This is a genomic window from Chryseobacterium amylolyticum (assembly GCF_051011775.1).
Lineage (GTDB): Bacteria > Bacteroidota > Bacteroidia > Flavobacteriales > Weeksellaceae > Chryseobacterium.
Window position 1 is genome coordinate 1 of record NZ_JBPCHX010000002.1, and the last position, 16,531, is coordinate 16,531.

At 38.1% G+C, this 16,531-nt stretch carries 12 protein-coding genes; 5 read left to right on the top strand and 7 right to left on the bottom strand.

Translation table 11 applies throughout. The features are described from left to right. Positions 1–293: 293 nt before the first annotated feature. Both ACR1PO_RS05135 and ACR1PO_RS05140 read right to left on the bottom strand, forming a co-directional pair. Positions 294–1,952, bottom strand: coding sequence for an autotransporter assembly complex protein TamA (locus tag ACR1PO_RS05135; protein ID WP_433986073.1), 1,659 nt, complete (start codon positions 1,950–1,952; stop codon positions 294–296). 68 nt (positions 1,953–2,020) lie between these two features. Then, positions 2,021–2,815, bottom strand: coding sequence for an SDR family oxidoreductase (locus ACR1PO_RS05140; protein WP_433986074.1), 795 nt, complete (start codon positions 2,813–2,815; stop codon positions 2,021–2,023). A 394-nt stretch (positions 2,816–3,209) separates the two neighbouring features. Between ACR1PO_RS05140 and ACR1PO_RS05145 the strand changes: the two genes are divergently transcribed. The 3 genes from ACR1PO_RS05145 (at position 3,210) to ACR1PO_RS05155 (ending at position 9,577) form a co-directional block, all read left to right on the top strand. Further along, positions 3,210–6,098, top strand: coding sequence for a SusC/RagA family TonB-linked outer membrane protein (locus ACR1PO_RS05145; protein ID WP_433986075.1), 2,889 nt, complete (start codon positions 3,210–3,212; stop codon positions 6,096–6,098). Positions 6,099–6,123: 25 nt separating this feature from the next. Then, complete coding sequence (locus ACR1PO_RS05150; RefSeq protein ID WP_433986076.1) at positions 6,124–7,632, top strand: RagB/SusD family nutrient uptake outer membrane protein; 1,509 nt, start codon at positions 6,124–6,126, stop codon at positions 7,630–7,632. A 118-nt stretch (positions 7,633–7,750) separates the two neighbouring features. Continuing rightward, positions 7,751–9,577, top strand: coding sequence for an alkaline phosphatase (locus tag ACR1PO_RS05155; protein ID WP_433986077.1), 1,827 nt, complete (start codon positions 7,751–7,753; stop codon positions 9,575–9,577). A 136-nt stretch (positions 9,578–9,713) separates the two neighbouring features. Here the strand turns inward: ACR1PO_RS05155 and ACR1PO_RS05160 are convergent, their stop codons facing one another. From ACR1PO_RS05160 to ACR1PO_RS05180, 5 genes are all read right to left on the bottom strand, one after another. Then, positions 9,714–10,712: a phosphatidylinositol-specific phospholipase C gene (locus ACR1PO_RS05160; RefSeq protein ID WP_433986078.1), complete on the bottom strand. Its 999-nt coding sequence runs from the start codon at positions 10,710–10,712 to the stop codon at positions 9,714–9,716. A gap of 224 nt (positions 10,713–10,936) precedes the next feature. Then, on the bottom strand, positions 10,937–11,620 hold the full coding sequence (locus ACR1PO_RS05165) for a hypothetical protein (protein WP_433986079.1): 684 nt from the start codon (positions 11,618–11,620) through the stop codon (positions 10,937–10,939). 176 nt (positions 11,621–11,796) lie between these two features. Further along, complete coding sequence (locus ACR1PO_RS05170) at positions 11,797–13,020, bottom strand: 3-phosphoshikimate 1-carboxyvinyltransferase (RefSeq protein WP_433986080.1); 1,224 nt, start codon at positions 13,018–13,020, stop codon at positions 11,797–11,799. 68 nt (positions 13,021–13,088) lie between these two features. After that, positions 13,089–13,415 carry a nucleotide pyrophosphohydrolase gene (locus ACR1PO_RS05175; protein WP_034692883.1) on the bottom strand — a complete coding sequence of 109 codons (327 nt, stop codon included), beginning with the start codon at positions 13,413–13,415 and terminating at the stop codon, positions 13,089–13,091. Continuing rightward, positions 13,415–14,824 carry a hypothetical protein gene (locus ACR1PO_RS05180; RefSeq protein ID WP_433986081.1) on the bottom strand — a complete coding sequence of 470 codons (1,410 nt, stop codon included), beginning with the start codon at positions 14,822–14,824 and terminating at the stop codon, positions 13,415–13,417. Before ACR1PO_RS05180 ends, ACR1PO_RS05175 begins: the two co-directional genes overlap by 1 nt. A gap of 184 nt (positions 14,825–15,008) precedes the next feature. Here ACR1PO_RS05180 and ACR1PO_RS05185 point away from each other — a divergent pair, with 184 nt between their 5' ends. Together ACR1PO_RS05185 and ACR1PO_RS05190 are read left to right on the top strand one after the other, a co-directional pair. After that, positions 15,009–15,260, top strand: coding sequence for a type B 50S ribosomal protein L31 (locus ACR1PO_RS05185; RefSeq protein WP_002976190.1), 252 nt, complete (start codon positions 15,009–15,011; stop codon positions 15,258–15,260). Between the two features lie 105 nt (positions 15,261–15,365). After that, positions 15,366–16,526, top strand: a complete 1,161-nt coding sequence (locus tag ACR1PO_RS05190) for a putative sugar nucleotidyl transferase (protein ID WP_332385819.1) — start codon at positions 15,366–15,368, stop codon at positions 16,524–16,526. The last annotated feature ends 5 nt before the right edge of the window (positions 16,527–16,531 follow it).

The window sequence follows — 16,531 nt, forward strand, 5'->3', positions numbered from 1 at the left end:
TAAAACAGTGACTTCGATAACTTCCGGCCTCCAGCTTCCCTCTTCCTTTCTATTTCTAAAACCTGCTCAGAATTCCCCAGTGGATTTTTGTATCATTAAACTTAAAAGGACTTTCCAATTCATTACCGTTAGACAGCGCTGAAGAGGGAGGCAGGAAGTTATTGCGGTGTTGTCAAGTTCTTGAAGCCCTCAGTAATAAGTTTTTGAAGAAAATCTTTCTATAGAAATAACAGGATAGTAAAACAGTGACTTCGATAACTTCCGGCCTCCAGCTTCCCTCTTCCTTTCTATTTCTAAAACCTGCTCAGAATTCCCCAGTGGATTTTTGTATCATTAAATTTGAAAGGATTTCCAAATTCATTACCGTTAGACAGCTGGAAGCTCATCAGGCCGATAGGAATAAAGAAATTGAAACCAAGCCCGACACTGTAAAGTTTAGGTCTTACATTCAAAGATTTATTATTGAGCTGTCCATATTGCCCGAAGACATCGAAGAAGGCCTGATTACCGATAAGATACCGGTATTCCAGGCTTCCATAATAATAGAAGTCGGCGGCGAGCGAGTTTTCATTGAATCCACGCATGGAATTCCACCCTCCGAAACGGTATAATTCATTGGTGGAGAATTCTATTTTTGAATCCATCATGGCTCCTTCCCCTTTAATATTCAGGAAATGGTTTCCGGAAATATGATAATTGTGTTCCCCAAAGAAATAAAACTGGTTTTGATTAGCTTTGATATTATCTTTAGAATAGGTGGTTGTCAAAAAATCATATCCTGCATTGATCCTTGTCTTATAAAGGAAAAGATCAATATCGGTAGGTTCCGTCATTTCAAACCATACCCCGATCCCTTTTTTGTTATAGTCTTTCCCCTGAACGTATAAGGAGTCAATAATGGTAGAGCTTTCCAGGGTTCCTCTTAAACCTATTTTGTTCCGGTTATTGATGTGATAATAGAAAGCAGGAAGGAACTTCACATTGGCAAACGTAGAATCCTGCCTGTAGATATTCACTTTCGCATTCATCCCGACATTGGATTTGAACAGGTACGGAATATCCACCTGGAGATCGAAAGTCTGTCCTTTATCCGGGTTTCTCTGCCAGTATAAATTGACGGTTTCAAAACCGTTGAACATATTCCTGAAATTCACATTCATCGTTCCGTTTAAGGTAAACTTGGAAGTTTTATCGTTCCCGAAACCGATTACCCCGTCAAAAGTATTGGTCTTTTTCTTTTCCAGGAACAGAAAAATGCTGGTGGAATCTTTTGTGAACAGAGTTTGCGGCTGCCGTTCCAGCGTTAAAAAAGGATGGCTCTGGAAGGTTTTATTGATGGCTAAAAGGTTTTTGTCATCATAATTTTTGCCTTTAAATTCCTTTTCAAGGTTTTTAATAAATCGTTTGGGAACTTTTTCATATCCTTTTACTACAAATCCGTTGATCGTTCTTTTATCGTTTTTATTGATGTCAAGTTCTACGATCGGATAGCCGTTTTTCTGACCTTTATATTTAGATTTGATTCTGCTGAAAGAATAGCCCTCATCAATATACGTCTTGTTGATACTTTTTTTGGTGGAATCTAAATTTTTAGTGAAAAAATCTTTCTGAATTTTCAGTTTCTGAACGAGAGAATCTGTGAGGTTTACATAAGTTTCATTAAAGTTCTTTCCTTTATCATAGAAAATTTCAGTACTGTCTCCCTTTACTTTTACGTCTTTCAGTCTGGTAAAGAAATAGTTATTCTGTGCTAATGAATCCAGGAATTTTACTGCAGAGGTAGAATCTTTTACTTTTTTTCTGATCTTGGTTTCTGTATCAATCAGCCAATACTGCTTCTTCTGCGCTTGTGTAAAAACGCAGAACAGTACAAAAAATATTTTCAGAAACAGTTTCAATTTATCATTATGAATGTTAAGGGAATTGAAATCTTCAGTAAAAAGATTCTTCACTGCACTTCTGAACTATGTCCGCAGACTTTCAGTCAGTGTTCAGAATGACAATGCGCCTTATCAATCAACTAATTTTTATCCAGTTTATTATATTTTTTCATCAAATTCTCATAAGTTCCCTGCGGAAGAATCCATTTCAAAGGAACCCCGATTTTCTGCCCGAATTTACCAAAATAATAATGAGCTTTCCATTTATCTTTTGCTAAAAGTTTTTCAACGTATTCTGCTACTTCCAAAGGATCAGTTCCGTCATTTACGTGGGAGTTCATCAAAGCATATACTTTGTCAAAAACGTTTTTGTAAGGCTGGGAAACCTGTGCAATCACTCGGTTGTCTGCTATATTGGTTTTTATATCTCCAAGATGCAGAGAGCAAACGTCGATATTCCATGGATATACTTCATATCTCATTGCTTCGGTTACTTTATCCAATGCCGATTTTGACGCTGAATAAAATCCACGGAAAGGAAGACCCATTTCACTTCCGATGCTGGAAACATTAATGATCTTTCCAAATTTATGCGCACGCATGTTCGGAAGGACAGCACTCATCATCTGTACAGGTCCGGCAAGGTTCAGGCTGAACAATTTTAAAATATCTTCTTTCGTAGAATCTTCTACTGCGCCTACCATTCCCATTCCGGCATTGTTGATCAGAACATCAATTTTGCTTTCTGTTTTTAAAACCTCCGCAACGGCATTCTGTACAGCGGTATTATCTGTTACATCCGTAGGTATGGATTTGAAGTATTTACTTTCTGTATGCTTCCGGCTCAGGCCATATACTTTATGTCCTTTTTTACCAAAATATTCTGCCAATGCAAACCCGATTCCTGATGAGGTTCCTGTAATAATGATGGTCATTGAATTCGTATGATGTTTAATGTTTTATTTTTCTTCTGATGTCAAAGAGACGTTTTTTAAATGTCTTTGTTCAAAAGTAAAATCTATTTTCAGCAAATGTAAAAAAAGAAAAATGAACTCAGTTATTTATTATTCCTGAAATAATTTTAACGTTTTCTTCATTTGTTTTTCTGTTTTGCATAAACTTAAAGTAAACTTAATCTCAACCATGCATACAATATTTGAGGAATGATTACTTTTAATTACATATATTACTGAAATACAGTTGTTTAATTTTGTTTTATGGTAGAGGGTGTCTGAAAAAAGCCAAAATTTCTTAATAAAAACATAAGAAAACCTTAATGATAGGTGGGTGCAGGCTGTTCTAATTTTGCACCTAATCAAAAAGGATATCATGAATGTATTTAAAATCCCTGTCTCTGTAACTTATTTAACAGGTAGGGTATTACTTATTGGTGCAATATCAGCTTCACCGATGTTCCTCGCTCAGAAAAAAGACAGCTTAAAAGAAAAATCCATCGACGAGATTGTCGTGGTTGGGTACGGAACGCAGAAAAAAAGTAAAGTTTCCGGGGCTGTTTCGGAGGCTTCACTGGATAAGCTTACTTCCAGATCTTTATCCGGAGTAGGGGAAGTTCTTCAGGGCAAGGCTCCCGGAGTAACTGTTGTGAATGAGGGTGGAGATCCCAACGGATCACCTAAGGTCAATATCCGTGGTTTGGGGGGGATCAACGGAGAAACTCCTCTGTATGTAGTGGATGGGGTAGTTTTCAACGGAACACCGTCTATCAATCCAAACGATATTCAGGATATTTCTGTACTGAAAGATGCTTCTGCAGCCATTTACGGAGCCAGATCCTCCGGAGGGGTTATCCTTATTACCACTAAAAAAGGAAAGAAGGGAAATCTTACCGTAGATTTTGATGTTAAATATGGCGTAAACCAGGCATGGAGGCTGAAAGAATCCCTGAATGCAGCAGAATTCCAGGATGTCATGTACAAAGCCTATGAAAATGCCGGAAAACTGGGAAGCTTACCGATGGCTTTTAATCCCAATCAGTATCCTGACGGAAGAATTACCAGAACAGACTGGATGAAAGAAATTTTCAGAACAGGAACTATTCAGGAATATAATGTAAACCTTAGCGGAGGAAGTGAAAAATCCAGATATTTTGTAGGGATGAACCACAGAAGCCTAGAGGGAATTTTATTGAATACCCAGGCAAAACGATACAATTTCAGAGTGAATTCTGAACATAAAGTTAAAGACTGGCTGACGATCGGAGAAAACATGTACTACAATTACTCTGACGGAAATACAGCCGATACCAAAAGTGGATATACAGGAGCTTTGGTTGCTGCCATGTATTATCCGCCGAATGTTCCGGTATATACACCCAGTGGTGCATTTTCAGGACTTCCGATTGATGTGGCTGGTGGATATGGAGATATGATCAATCCTGTTGCTTATCTTAAAAGGATCAGTATCAGAAATCCTACTCATGAGATTTTGATCAATCCTTATGCTGAAATTACGCTGGCCAAAGATTTAAAATTCCGTTCCAACTTCTCACAGACTTTTAAACTGGGAGATGTAAAGAACTTCACGTACAGAGTTCTGGAAGTCGGGAAAATTTTTGATACCAATAATTTGGAATACCAATCCAACAATTCTTCTACAGCACTTGCAGAACAGTTGCTGACTTATAAAATAGCTTTAGGACAGCATAATTTTGACTTCCTTGGAGGTTTTACTTTCCAGAAAACGATTGATGACGGCTTTGTAGCAAAATCGTATGATTTCCGAAGTGAAGCTGAGGTTTTCCAACATCTTCAGAATGCAGCAGACACCAATAAAGATGTTTCCAGCTACCGGTTCAAACAGTCTTTGGTTTCTTATCTGGCAAGGGTAAACTATGACTATGCAGGAAAGTATATCGTGAGTTTATTGGGAAGACGCGATGGTTCTTCACTGGTAGCCAAACAAAACAGATTTGCTAATTATTATGCTGTTTCCGGGGCATGGGTGGTTTCGAAAGAAAACTTTATGAAGGATATGTCATGGCTTTCAAGCCTGAAGTTGAGAGGAAGTTATGGTATTCTTGGGAATCTTGGAGGAATTTCACCACAAGCTGTAAATCCTTTGATGACGAGAGATAACAACGTTATTTTCGGACAGGATCCTTCTCAGAATATAGCTTATTATGCCACCACACGTCCCAACCCGGATCTGAAATGGGGTAAATCTGAGCAGACCAACTTCGGGGTAGATGCTTCATTTCTTCATAACAGTCTTTCTTTACAGTTTGACTACTTCGTGAAAAATTCCAAAGATCAGATCTTCAACGTAAGCTTACCGAGTACGGCAACGTACAATAATCAGTATGTGAATGCCGGATTATTCCAGGATAAAGGATATGAGCTGGGGATCAATTACAACAAAGTAGTTTCCGATGATTTTACTTTCTCAGTTGGAGCGACAATGAGTCAACTAAAAAATACGGTGAAGCAGCTTGCCAATGTAGATGAGATCTTTATCAATGACAATGGGGTAAGAGGAGTGTTGAAACCAACCCGCGTGAAAGTAGGTGATCCTCTGTATTCTTTCTATGGTTATAAGACCGGAGGAATTTTCCAGACTCAGGAAGAGATCAATAATTATAAAGATGCCAACGGAAACCTTATCCAGCCGAATGCAAAACCCGGAGATATCAAATTCCTGAAGAAAGAAGGAAATACTGGTGTGCTTAATAATAACGATTTTGTCAATCTTGGTAGTCCTTATCCTAAGTTCTCTTACGGATTTTCTTATAACATGACCTGGAAAAACTTTGATCTGAACTTATTCTTCCAGGGAGTTTACGGTAATAAAATATTCAACGGAATGAAGTTTATTTCCTTGAATCCGGGCGGAACAGGACAGAATTATAATATGGACAGAGATATCCTGAATGCATGGACTCCTCAGAACACCAATACCGATATTCCAAGGCTGGTACACGGTGACCCGAGTGGTAATTACTCCAAAGTATCAGATTTCTATGTGGAGGACGGGTCTTACCTAAGACTGAAGAACCTTACCATCGGATATTCATTACCAAAAGAATTGTATAGAAAACTGGATGTAAACAAAGTGAGAATTTATATGACTTCTAACAACCTGTTTACGATAACGAAATATACAGGATTTGATCCTGAAGTAGGAATGAACTCCTACGGAGTAGATACCGGAAGATATCCTCAGGCACGTTCATTCATCTTTGGAGTAGAGATCGGACTATAATTTTTAACCAACAAAAAGTAAGAAAATGAAATTTTTCAATAAAATATTTTTAATATCAGGAATATCCGTAATGCTTTTATCCTGTACAGGAGAGCTGGATGTTCAGCCGGAAGGAACCCCTACTGAGGCCAGTTTCTGGAAAACGGAAAACGATCTGATTACCGGAGCAAATGCCATGTATAAGCCTTTGTTTGACGGAGAATTCTACGGAAGAGGTTTGTTCTGGTTTATCAATGCCAGTGATGATATGGTAACAGGAAGGGCAAAAAGTGAAGCAGATAATGCAAAAAACTTCAGCAGCAATTATATCGCAGCAGGAGACCTTGAAACCCAATGGAATAAAAGATACAATGTGATCGGAGTGGCTAACCGTGTGATCCGTAATGTTGACAATATCCAGACTTCACAGGCTATTAAAAACAAATACCTTGGAGAAGCTTTGTTCATGAGCAGCAGAATGTATTTTGAACTTGCCTATTCTTACGGAAACGAAAAAGCAGGAGTTCCGATTATCGACCGTTCAAAGGATCCGGATCCCAATCCAATTCCAAGAGCAGCCAACGTAATGGAGAATTACACTTACATAGTGAATGATCTGAAAAGAGCTGCAGAATTATTACCTGCCCAGGCAGAGCTTCCTGCAAAAGATTATGGAAGACCTCATAAAGCGGCAGCATGGGCATTGTTAGCAAAAGTATATCTGTTTATGAAAGACTGGAATAACGCAGAATTCTGGGCCAACGAAGTAATGACCAAAGGAAACAGAGCTTTATTGGGTAACTTTGCTGATGTTTTCAAAGCTGAAAATAACTACAGCTCAGAATATATCTGGTCTGTTCCGGGAACACCTAAGTTTACAGCCTGGGGCAGTATCCTGCCGGGAGTAATGCTTGAAAACAAAGGTTGGGGAGAATATAACGGATGGGGATATTTCCAGCCGACAAAAGAACTGTATGATGAATACGAAACCGGTGACCAGAGAAGAAGTGCTACCATTCTTAAAATTGGGGATAAGTTTACTTTTAATGGAAAGGAAAGAATCTATGCTTCCAGTAATTCTCTTACCGGATACCAGTTCAATAAATATATGGATGCCTTCAAATATCAGCTGAACAGCGGCCACGTGAGTGCCAACGGAGATTATCCGTGTACAGACCTTGCCGTTCCGATTATGCGTTATGCGGAGGTTATCCTGATCAAAGCAGAAGCTTTACTGATGCAGGGGAAATCTGCAGATCAGGAGATCAATATGATCAGAGTGCGTGCAGGTCTTTCTCCGAAAAACGGATGTACAATGGCAGATCTGAAGCATGAAAGACGTTGCGAACTGGCAGGAGAATGGGCAGACAGACACAGAGACCTTGTGCGTTGGGGAGATGCTCAGGCAGCTTATGCTAAACCTCTGCATGGTATCAATGGGCAGGTAGTCTGGGCCGCAAGAAACTTTAATCCGGCTGTACATAATGTTTGGGCAGTTCCACAGGCTGAAATCGTAAACAGTCACGGGATCATTAAACAAAATGAGGGCTGGTAAAATTTAATCTATATATAAACCACTATATCATTGCAGAACACTCTGTGATGATATAGCTTTTTTCAAAGGTATGGAGATAGGTCGTTCCATCTGACCTATAAAATATAACGATAAACGAATGAAATTATCAAAAATTTTAGCCGTTCTGGCCCTGGCTGTTTTTTCCGAAAACCAGGCACAGAATTATTTAAATTACAATGTAGGGAATGCACATTCGCATAATGATTATATGCAGGAGATCCCTTTTTGGCAGGCTTATTATGCCAATTTTGGTTCTATAGAGGCAGATGTATTTCTGGTCAAGGGAAAACTTTGGGTAGCCCATACCGAAAAAGAGCTTTCCGCAGACAGAACCTTAGAGAATCTCTATCTTGACAATATTTCAAAACAGATTAAGCTGAATAAAGGAAATATCTATCCTGATGCCGGTAAAAAGCTTCAGTTGCTGATCGATATTAAACAGGATTATAAAACGTCATTGGCAGCTTTGGTCAATACTTTAAAAAAGTATCCTGAGATCACCGGAAATTCAGGAATTAAAATTGTGATTACCGGAGGCCGTCCTCAGCCGGAAGATTTTAAAAGCTATCCGAGCTACCTTTATTTTGACGGAGATCTTGATAAAAACTATTCGGCAGATCAGCTGAAAAGAATCGGAATGTTCAGTGCAGACCTTCCCGGATTGGTAAAATGGAATGGGAAAGGAATTCCAAGGGATGAGGAAACTGCAAAAATTAAAAGTGCGGTTAACAAAGCTCATGATCAGCAGAAACCAGTTCGTTTTTACGGAGCTCCGGACTTTCCGAATGCATGGGTAAATCTGATGGATTTAGGAGTAGATTATATCAATACCGATCATATTCCTGATCTTAAAAAATTTATGAACACTATTCCGAAAAACTTTTATAAAAATACAAAAGAGTACAGTACGTATACGCCTACCTATAAAACAGACGGGGTGGAGAAAAAAGTAAAGAATGTGATCCTTCTTATACCTGACGGAACTTCTTTACCACAATATTATGCTGCCTTTACTGCGAATAAAGGAAAGCTGAACGTTTTCAATATGAAATCCACAGGACTTTCCAAAACCAATTCATCCAATGCCTATATTACAGACTCGGCACCGGGTTCTACAGCATTTGCAACCGGTGTAAAAACCAAAAACACTTTTGTCGGTGTTGATAATATGGGAAAAGCACTGGCACAAATCCCTGATATTATTGCGGAAAAAGGACTGGTTTCCGGACTGATTTCTACAGGAGATGTTACAGATGCTACTCCTGCAGACTTCTATGCTCATTCAGATAACAGAAACAGTTCGGAACCTATACTGAAAGACTTTGCCGCCTCCAAAACAAAAATTCTGATCGGTGGGCCTACAAGCGGATTATCCCAGGAAAATCTGCAGAAATTCAAAGCAGCGAAAATTGACCTTTACCAGGATCTTAAATCGGTAACTAAAATAAATAACCGCATTCTGGTGATTGATCCTTTGGCTTCACAAAGGGTTACCAATGGAAGGGGAAACTGGCTTGCTGATGCATTTGATCTCACTTTAAATGATTTAAAAAGCAATAAAAAAGGCTTCTTTATGATGATTGAAGCTTCGCAGACAGATGGCGGAGGCCATAGCAACAATATAGAGCAGCTGGTCACAGAATTACTGGATTTCGATCATGTGGTAGGAAAGGCTATGAAGTTTGCTGATGAAAATAAAGAAACATTGGTCATAGTTGTAGGAGATCATGAAACTGGAGGCTTAACGCTTTTGGATGGGAGTCTCAAAGATGGGTGGGTATTCGGAAACTTCAGTACAAATGACCATACTTCCATTCCATCAAGTGTTTTTGCTTACGGACCGAATTCAAAAGAGTTCACAGGACTGTTTGAAAATATAGAGATCTTCAACAAAATACTGGCAGCTTACGGAATTCAGAAGTAACTTTTGATTTACACTTTTTTACTTTGTAAAGAAAGACTGTTTCAATCCGAAGCAGTTTTTTTTCTCAATTTCATTTTAAAATAAAAAGGCTGCCTCAAAAAGAGACAGCCTTTGAATAAATCTAACAAATAATAATTTAGAAATTGGTGTTAACGATCAACTGGGAAAGTTCAGCATTCACAAAATCAATCGGCATGATTCCGAATGTTCCCTGAGTATTGGTCTGGAAGAATGTTTTAAGTCTTGGATTAATATTATTGGATACCGTAGGAATACTTGGAATACCGAAGATTCCAGGCTTATAGCCGCTGGTGAAATTAACGAAAAGCTTGCCATTTGTATCATTCTTTGCTTCATTAAGCAGACTGGAGATTCCATTCCATTTGTCATCATTGTTTGTTACCTTATAATAATCCTGTACTTTTAGCTGTACGCCTGAATTGTTGATGTCAAACGTTGTATTGTCGGCCCATGGTGAAGCATTGATCCCTTTCGTTGTTCCCGAGGAGAATCTTCTGAACAATTTGATCTTGCCTCTTACAGATCCCAGCGTAGGAATATTCGCTCCTAGATCCCACTTAGACGGGTTTTTCTGTACATAAGAATCAAAGGTCTGTTCAAAAGTTCTGGTGGTGTTGGAAGCATCATATTCTTCTTTTACAGACATGATAATTGTTTCAGACGGATTGCTTTGAAGGAATGCATAACACGCATTTAATACGTCATCAAAATTCATATTCTGATAAATGGAGCCATGATGAATGGCGAAAGCGTTGTCAATATGTCTGCAGCGGATATCCAGAAAACGTACACCGGCATTCAGCTGTTCTGCAATGCTGAGGTCTTGGGTTTTAGCTGTACCTGATACAACAGGGGCATCGATACGTGCTCCGGAATCATGAGTACCGGGTATAGAGATCTTTGAAATAGAAATATTATCCTGAAGACCGGACATCCAGTTATTCAGGGAAACAGGTAATAATGAAGCCCTGTTGTTTGCTTTTGCTAAAGAAGCAGTCCTGATTTCATTAGAATCCCTTTCCATCATACTGTCATTGGAACAGGAGAAGAAGACAGATGCAGTTACCACCCCAAGAGTAATGTTGGTGAAACGTTTCATGCTTTGTTTGAACATAGTTTTTTTATTTTTAATGCAGCTTAAAAATAAGAATATATCAAAGTATAAGGAGTTAATTTAACTTTAAGAGATAATTAAGTTGGTATAAAGTCGGGAAGTTGGAAGGCTGCTCATATTGAAAAGCTTTCAGTATTCAAAAAAATAACAATTTTACTATGAAATATGGATCAATAAGTAGTTACCAGAGAATAATTTCGAGCATCCAGCTTCATGCTTCCATCTTAAAAAACAAAATCCTCCTTCAAACCGGGAAGTCTGAACTTATGTTCCCCGATAATAAAGTCATTCATTTTAATTAGAGCCGGGAATTTATGGATAAATTCTTTGTGGGAGTTTGCTGGTATTTTTGCGTTTTCGTCGCAGGATGAATATTCCCTGTCAACAATAACTTTACCTGTAGAAAAATTGATTTCATTCGTAAAGCTGAAATCACAGGTGTCTTCAAAATGGTCATGAGAACCTATCAGATAGAAATCTCCGTTCTGAAATCTGAAGGTATGTTTGTATTTCTGAGTATGTCTGGAATTGGTAAAAAAGGTTTGTCCGATATGAAGGCTGTTATTTTTTATGCTGAGTTCAAGTATATTGTCAGAAGGATAAAATCCGGTTCCGCTTGAGAAAAGAACGGTGGAATTTTCTTTCCAGACGGTAAGGGTGCCGTTTTCATTTCTGAGAATATAGAAAACCCTTTTGTAGTCGGCTGTTCCTTCCAGGTTTCTTTCATCTGATGCCTTTATGTTTGTATCGAATACCAGTATGGTTTCCTCTTTTCCATCTTTGTCAAGGTCACCTTTTGCTTCTGCAATTTTATTATATCCTTTTGGAACTGAAAAGTTTTTCAGATTCTGAGCATATAAGTTTGAAACAGATAAAACAAACAAAAAGGAAAAGAAAGATTTTATCATAATTATTCAACTTGATTAAACTGAAACATTAAGATTATAACAAGGTGTTGAGGGTATTAAGGCAAGCTTCGCTTTAAGGTTAAAAAAAATAGACATAATTTTAAGCAGATTCATTATTAAATGTGGTTACCCGAAAATACAAATCATCTTCGGATTACCACACTTTATAGTATTCATTAATGGGTCAGTATACTTTCAAGATCTTCCCAGAACATTGGATAAGACTTCTCCACTACATCTTCATCCTCAATAGTAAGTTCTTGAATCAGACAAAACGGAGCAAAGCTCATTGCCATTCTGTGATCCTGATAGGTTTTGATAGAAATATGGTCCTGTGGCTCTGTGAAACTGATTGATTTAATGGTCAGATCTGTAATTTCTGTTTCAGTACCCAGTTTCTGAAGTTCATTGTATAAGGCAAGAAGTCTGTCGGTTTCCTTTACCCTTAACGTTCCCAGTCCGGAAATCTCAAAAGGAATTTTCAGTGCTGCGGCTGTTACACAAAGAGTCTGTGCAATATCAGGGCAATTATTCATATCCAGAACAATTTTTTCCGGAAAAGAAAAATCATGCTGAGGTTCCAGCGTTAGCTGATGTTCATCTTCAGAGAATGTAGTTTTGATTCCGAAGAATTTCTCGTAGATGCCAGCAATTGCAGAATCTCCCTGTGTTGATTCTTTGTAAAAGCTTTTCAGATGAATGGTTTTTCTTCCCAACGCACAGATAGAGTAGAAGTAAGAAGCCGAGCTCCAGTCACTTTCCACTTCATAATGTGCCACCTCTGAATTATCGGGAGTGAAAGATTCTACTTTGATGGTATTCCCTTCAAAACGGCTTCGGATTCCGAACTTTGTCAGAATATCCAGTGTCATTTCAATATAAGATCTTGAGGTCACTTCACCTACAAGATTAATTTGCAATCCGTTTTCAAGCTTTCCGGCAATAAGAAGCAGAGAGGTGATAAACTGGCTTGAGATATTCGCAGGAACATTTACTGAAGTATGAGCGATCTTTCTTCCTCTGATTTTTAAAGGAGGAAACCCTTCATTTTCCATATACTCAATTTCTACTCCAAGATCCCTCAAAGCACTTACCAGATTTTTGATGGGTCTTTCTTTCATTCTTCCGGAACCGGTAAGTATTGTCGTTTTACCTTCCTGAATAGAATAGTAGGAAGTAAGAAAACGCATTGCGGTTCCTGCATGATGAATGTCTACAACGTCTGTATTCTCAGATAGTGCCTTTTTCAGTAACTGAGTATCCTGGGAGTTGGATAAGTTCCCGATTTTTATATTGCTAAACAGGCTTTCCAGAATCAATAAACGATTCGAAATACTTTTCGAACCGCTGATCTGTACTGTTTTATCTCCTGATAATTTTGATTTTTCCAGCTTCTTCATTATTATTTTCTACATTAAAAAATGATGAGTTAAAAATATAGGAATAATTTAAAACTCATCATTGATCATTATTTTAATTTTTCATTATTCTGATGCCGGTCTTTATCCCGGTCAGTTTTGATTTTCATTTTTCTGTCGAAAGCATCCTGCAGATTGACTCCGGTCTGATTGGCCAGGCACAGCGTTACAAAAAGTACATCTGCCAGCTCTTCACCAAGATCTTTATTCTTATCGCTTTCCTTTTCGCTTTGCTCACCATACCTTCTGGCAATGATTCTTGCAACTTCACCTACTTCTTCTGTCAGCATGGCCATATTGGTCAGCTCATTAAAATATCTTACGCCGATGGTTTTTATCCATTCATCTACCTGCTGCTGTAACTGAGTAATTTCCATTATTGATAGGCTCCTAAAGTTGGGTTAGTGGTTCTGGATACGTTCACTATATCAAAAGGGACCGTTGCTGCAACAGCCGCATTTCCTTTTCCAAGCGCCGGAGAACCAGGTTTTACTCTTAAATTCATTTTAGCCATAAAATAATTGACAAACTGTGGATCTGTATTTTTGGTAGTTTGAATCACTCGTGGATTATTGTCAAAAGTGAAGCCCGATCCCGTTGCACTGGTATATTTTATTAATGAATTTTGAAGCAGGAATTCAAATTGCTGTCCCGGAGTCTGTTCAAAATGAATAGCATCATCCCGGTCAGAATACACAATACTGTTTTTGATGTCAAGCAGTTGTAAAGCTCCCTGCTGTGTCTGCCCTGCATCATTCTTCCATTCATTGGCTGCAAAAATCCCGGTTCTGTCAAAAGAGCTCATTGTTTCAGAATAGTTGGCAATGGTAGCATGGGTATAGCTGTGTTTTCCGCCAAGGAAAATTCCGATACATGATAAGCCGCAGTTATTCATCACCAGGTTGTTGGCATTCACCGTAGAACCTACCGCATAAATTCCGTATTCAAAGAATGTATGGATAAAAGAATTGGTAATTGTCGCATTGGTCTGTCTCATATCAAGCCCTCTTGTTCCTCCGAAAAGTTTTGCATGGTTCATTTTAAGGGTAGAATTGGCTTCCATTCTGATAGAATTCCAGTTTTTAGGAATCGTATCATAACGAGGATCATTTCTGTCTCCACGAAGGATAACCTGGTCAGCCTGGGTTCCGTTGATATTCAGAACAGCTCCGGAAGATACCTTCATTCCGCTGTTTTTATGGAAATACACTTTAGTTCCTGCATTGATATCAAGGGTGACATTAGGATTAACGGTTAAATTTCCGTAGATGATCTTTGCTTTATTATTGTTCCATGTCGTAGAAGTGGCAATTACATTTGGATTTCCGGGTGTCTGGATAAAAAACTCGGCATCCTGAACCACAGAAAATAAAGTCACATGCTGCTGCCCGGTTGGGCCGGTGAAAAGAATTTTGTCTTCAGCAATAGCTTCCGGTCCCGTAGCTTCCGGTGCAATCTCAACAAATATATAAAGACTGTCCTTTTTTCTTAAAGGAACATTATTGAAATCATATCCCGGTTTTCCATCTACGTTGATTCTGTATAATGAGGCAGCTCCCTTTTCAAGATTTACCCTTGGGATCATGATATCCTTATCTTCATTATTATATACTTTTACAACATAGGTTTCTGAACGTACCTGATGGTATACCGTATCACAGAATACCGTGTCGCTGGAAAAACGCAGTTCCTGTGTAGGGCTGTCGAACGTAATATCATCTTTATTACATGATACCGCTGCAAGTAACATCCAGAAGGAAAAAGCCAGTAATAATTTGAATTTCATTGAAATTAAGGTTTAAGTAAGTTCCAAATTTAACGAAAATACTTTAAATTTCTTATCTGTAAAAAATATTGAATCGAGTATTTGGAATTTAGAAAAAATGTTGTATTTTTGCAACCTAAAATTTAGCAGAGAAATATCCATTACTATTTCGAAAGCAAAGTTTAATTTTTTTAAAAATAGTATTATGAAAAACGGAATCCACCCAGAAAATTATAGACTTGTTGTTTTCAAAGATATGAGTAACGACGAGGTGTTTCTTTGCAAGTCTACTGCAGAAACAAAAGACACTATCGAGTATGAAGGACAAGAGTACCCTCTAATCAAAATGGAAATCTCTTCAACTTCTCACCCTTTCTACACTGGTAAAGTAAAACTAGTTGACACTGCAGGTAGAGTTGATAAGTTCATGAACAAATACAAAAAATTCGCTAAGTAATTTTTGTACAATTAAAATATTAAAGTCTTCCAGTTCTGGAAGACTTTTTTTTATTGTAAATTTGTTAACCTTGAATTTTAAACCTTAAACTTAAAAAACTGAATGATGCAGTTAGTATTTTCAGACGCACAATATTGGGAAGATTTCCTTCCGCTTACTTTTACCCGTCCGGTTGCCGCTATGCGATGCGGAATTCTTACATTCGCTGAAAGATGGCAGAAAATTCTGGAAAACACAGAAATTACCTACTTCACAGAAACATATCTTCAGGATAAATTTAAAAGTCCGGAGGAAAAAGAAAGTCTTTTTTTAGTTCCTAATTTCCTTCCCACAGAAACTGTAATTCAACAGATTAAAGATCTTAAGCAGGGAGAAGCATTGGTCTATGAGGACGAATTGATCGCTGCAAAAATCAATATGAAAGGGTTTTCTCTGAATCAGATTGAGAAAATGACAGATATTAAAGAAGATCTTATTTTCTTTAAAAGACCGAAAGATCTGTTTACCTATAACCACCACGCCATTGATTTTGACTTTGATCTGCTGACTAAAGGAAGAACCTCACAGGAGCTGTCTTCAACCAATGGATTCCTAGGGGATAAAAAAGATCTGTTTATTGAAGAAGGAGCGTATGTGGAATTTTCTACCATCAATACAAAAACAGGTAAGATTTATATCGGTAAAAATACTGAGATCATGGAAGGCTGCCATCTTCGCGGACCTATAGCGCTTTGTGATGATTCCAAATTTAATCTCGGGGCAAAAATCTACGGGGCAACTACAGTAGGACCACATTGTAAAGTAGGAGGTGAAGTAAACAATATCATTATATTCGGATATTCCAGTAAAGGACACGAAGGTTTTGTAGGAAACTCTGTAATAGGAGAATGGTGTAATTTCGGAGCTGATACCAATTCTTCCAATATGAAGAACAACTATGGAAACGTAAAATTCTGGAGCTACAGAACCAAAGCTTTTGAAGATACGGGATTACAGTTTGCAGGTCTGATCATGGGAGATCATTCCAAAACCGCGATCAATACCCAGCTGAATACAGGAACAGTAATTGGAGTAGCCTCCAATATCTTTAAGCCGGGCTTTCCACCAAATCTTGTAGAAAACTTTTCATGGGGCGGACTGAAAGATGACGAAAGGTTCAAACTTGACAAAGTATATGAAGTGGCAGAAAGGGCCATGGCAAGAAGAAAAGTAGCTTTATCAGAAGAGGACAAAGCAATTTTGAAACATATTTTTGATACGTATTAATTCGG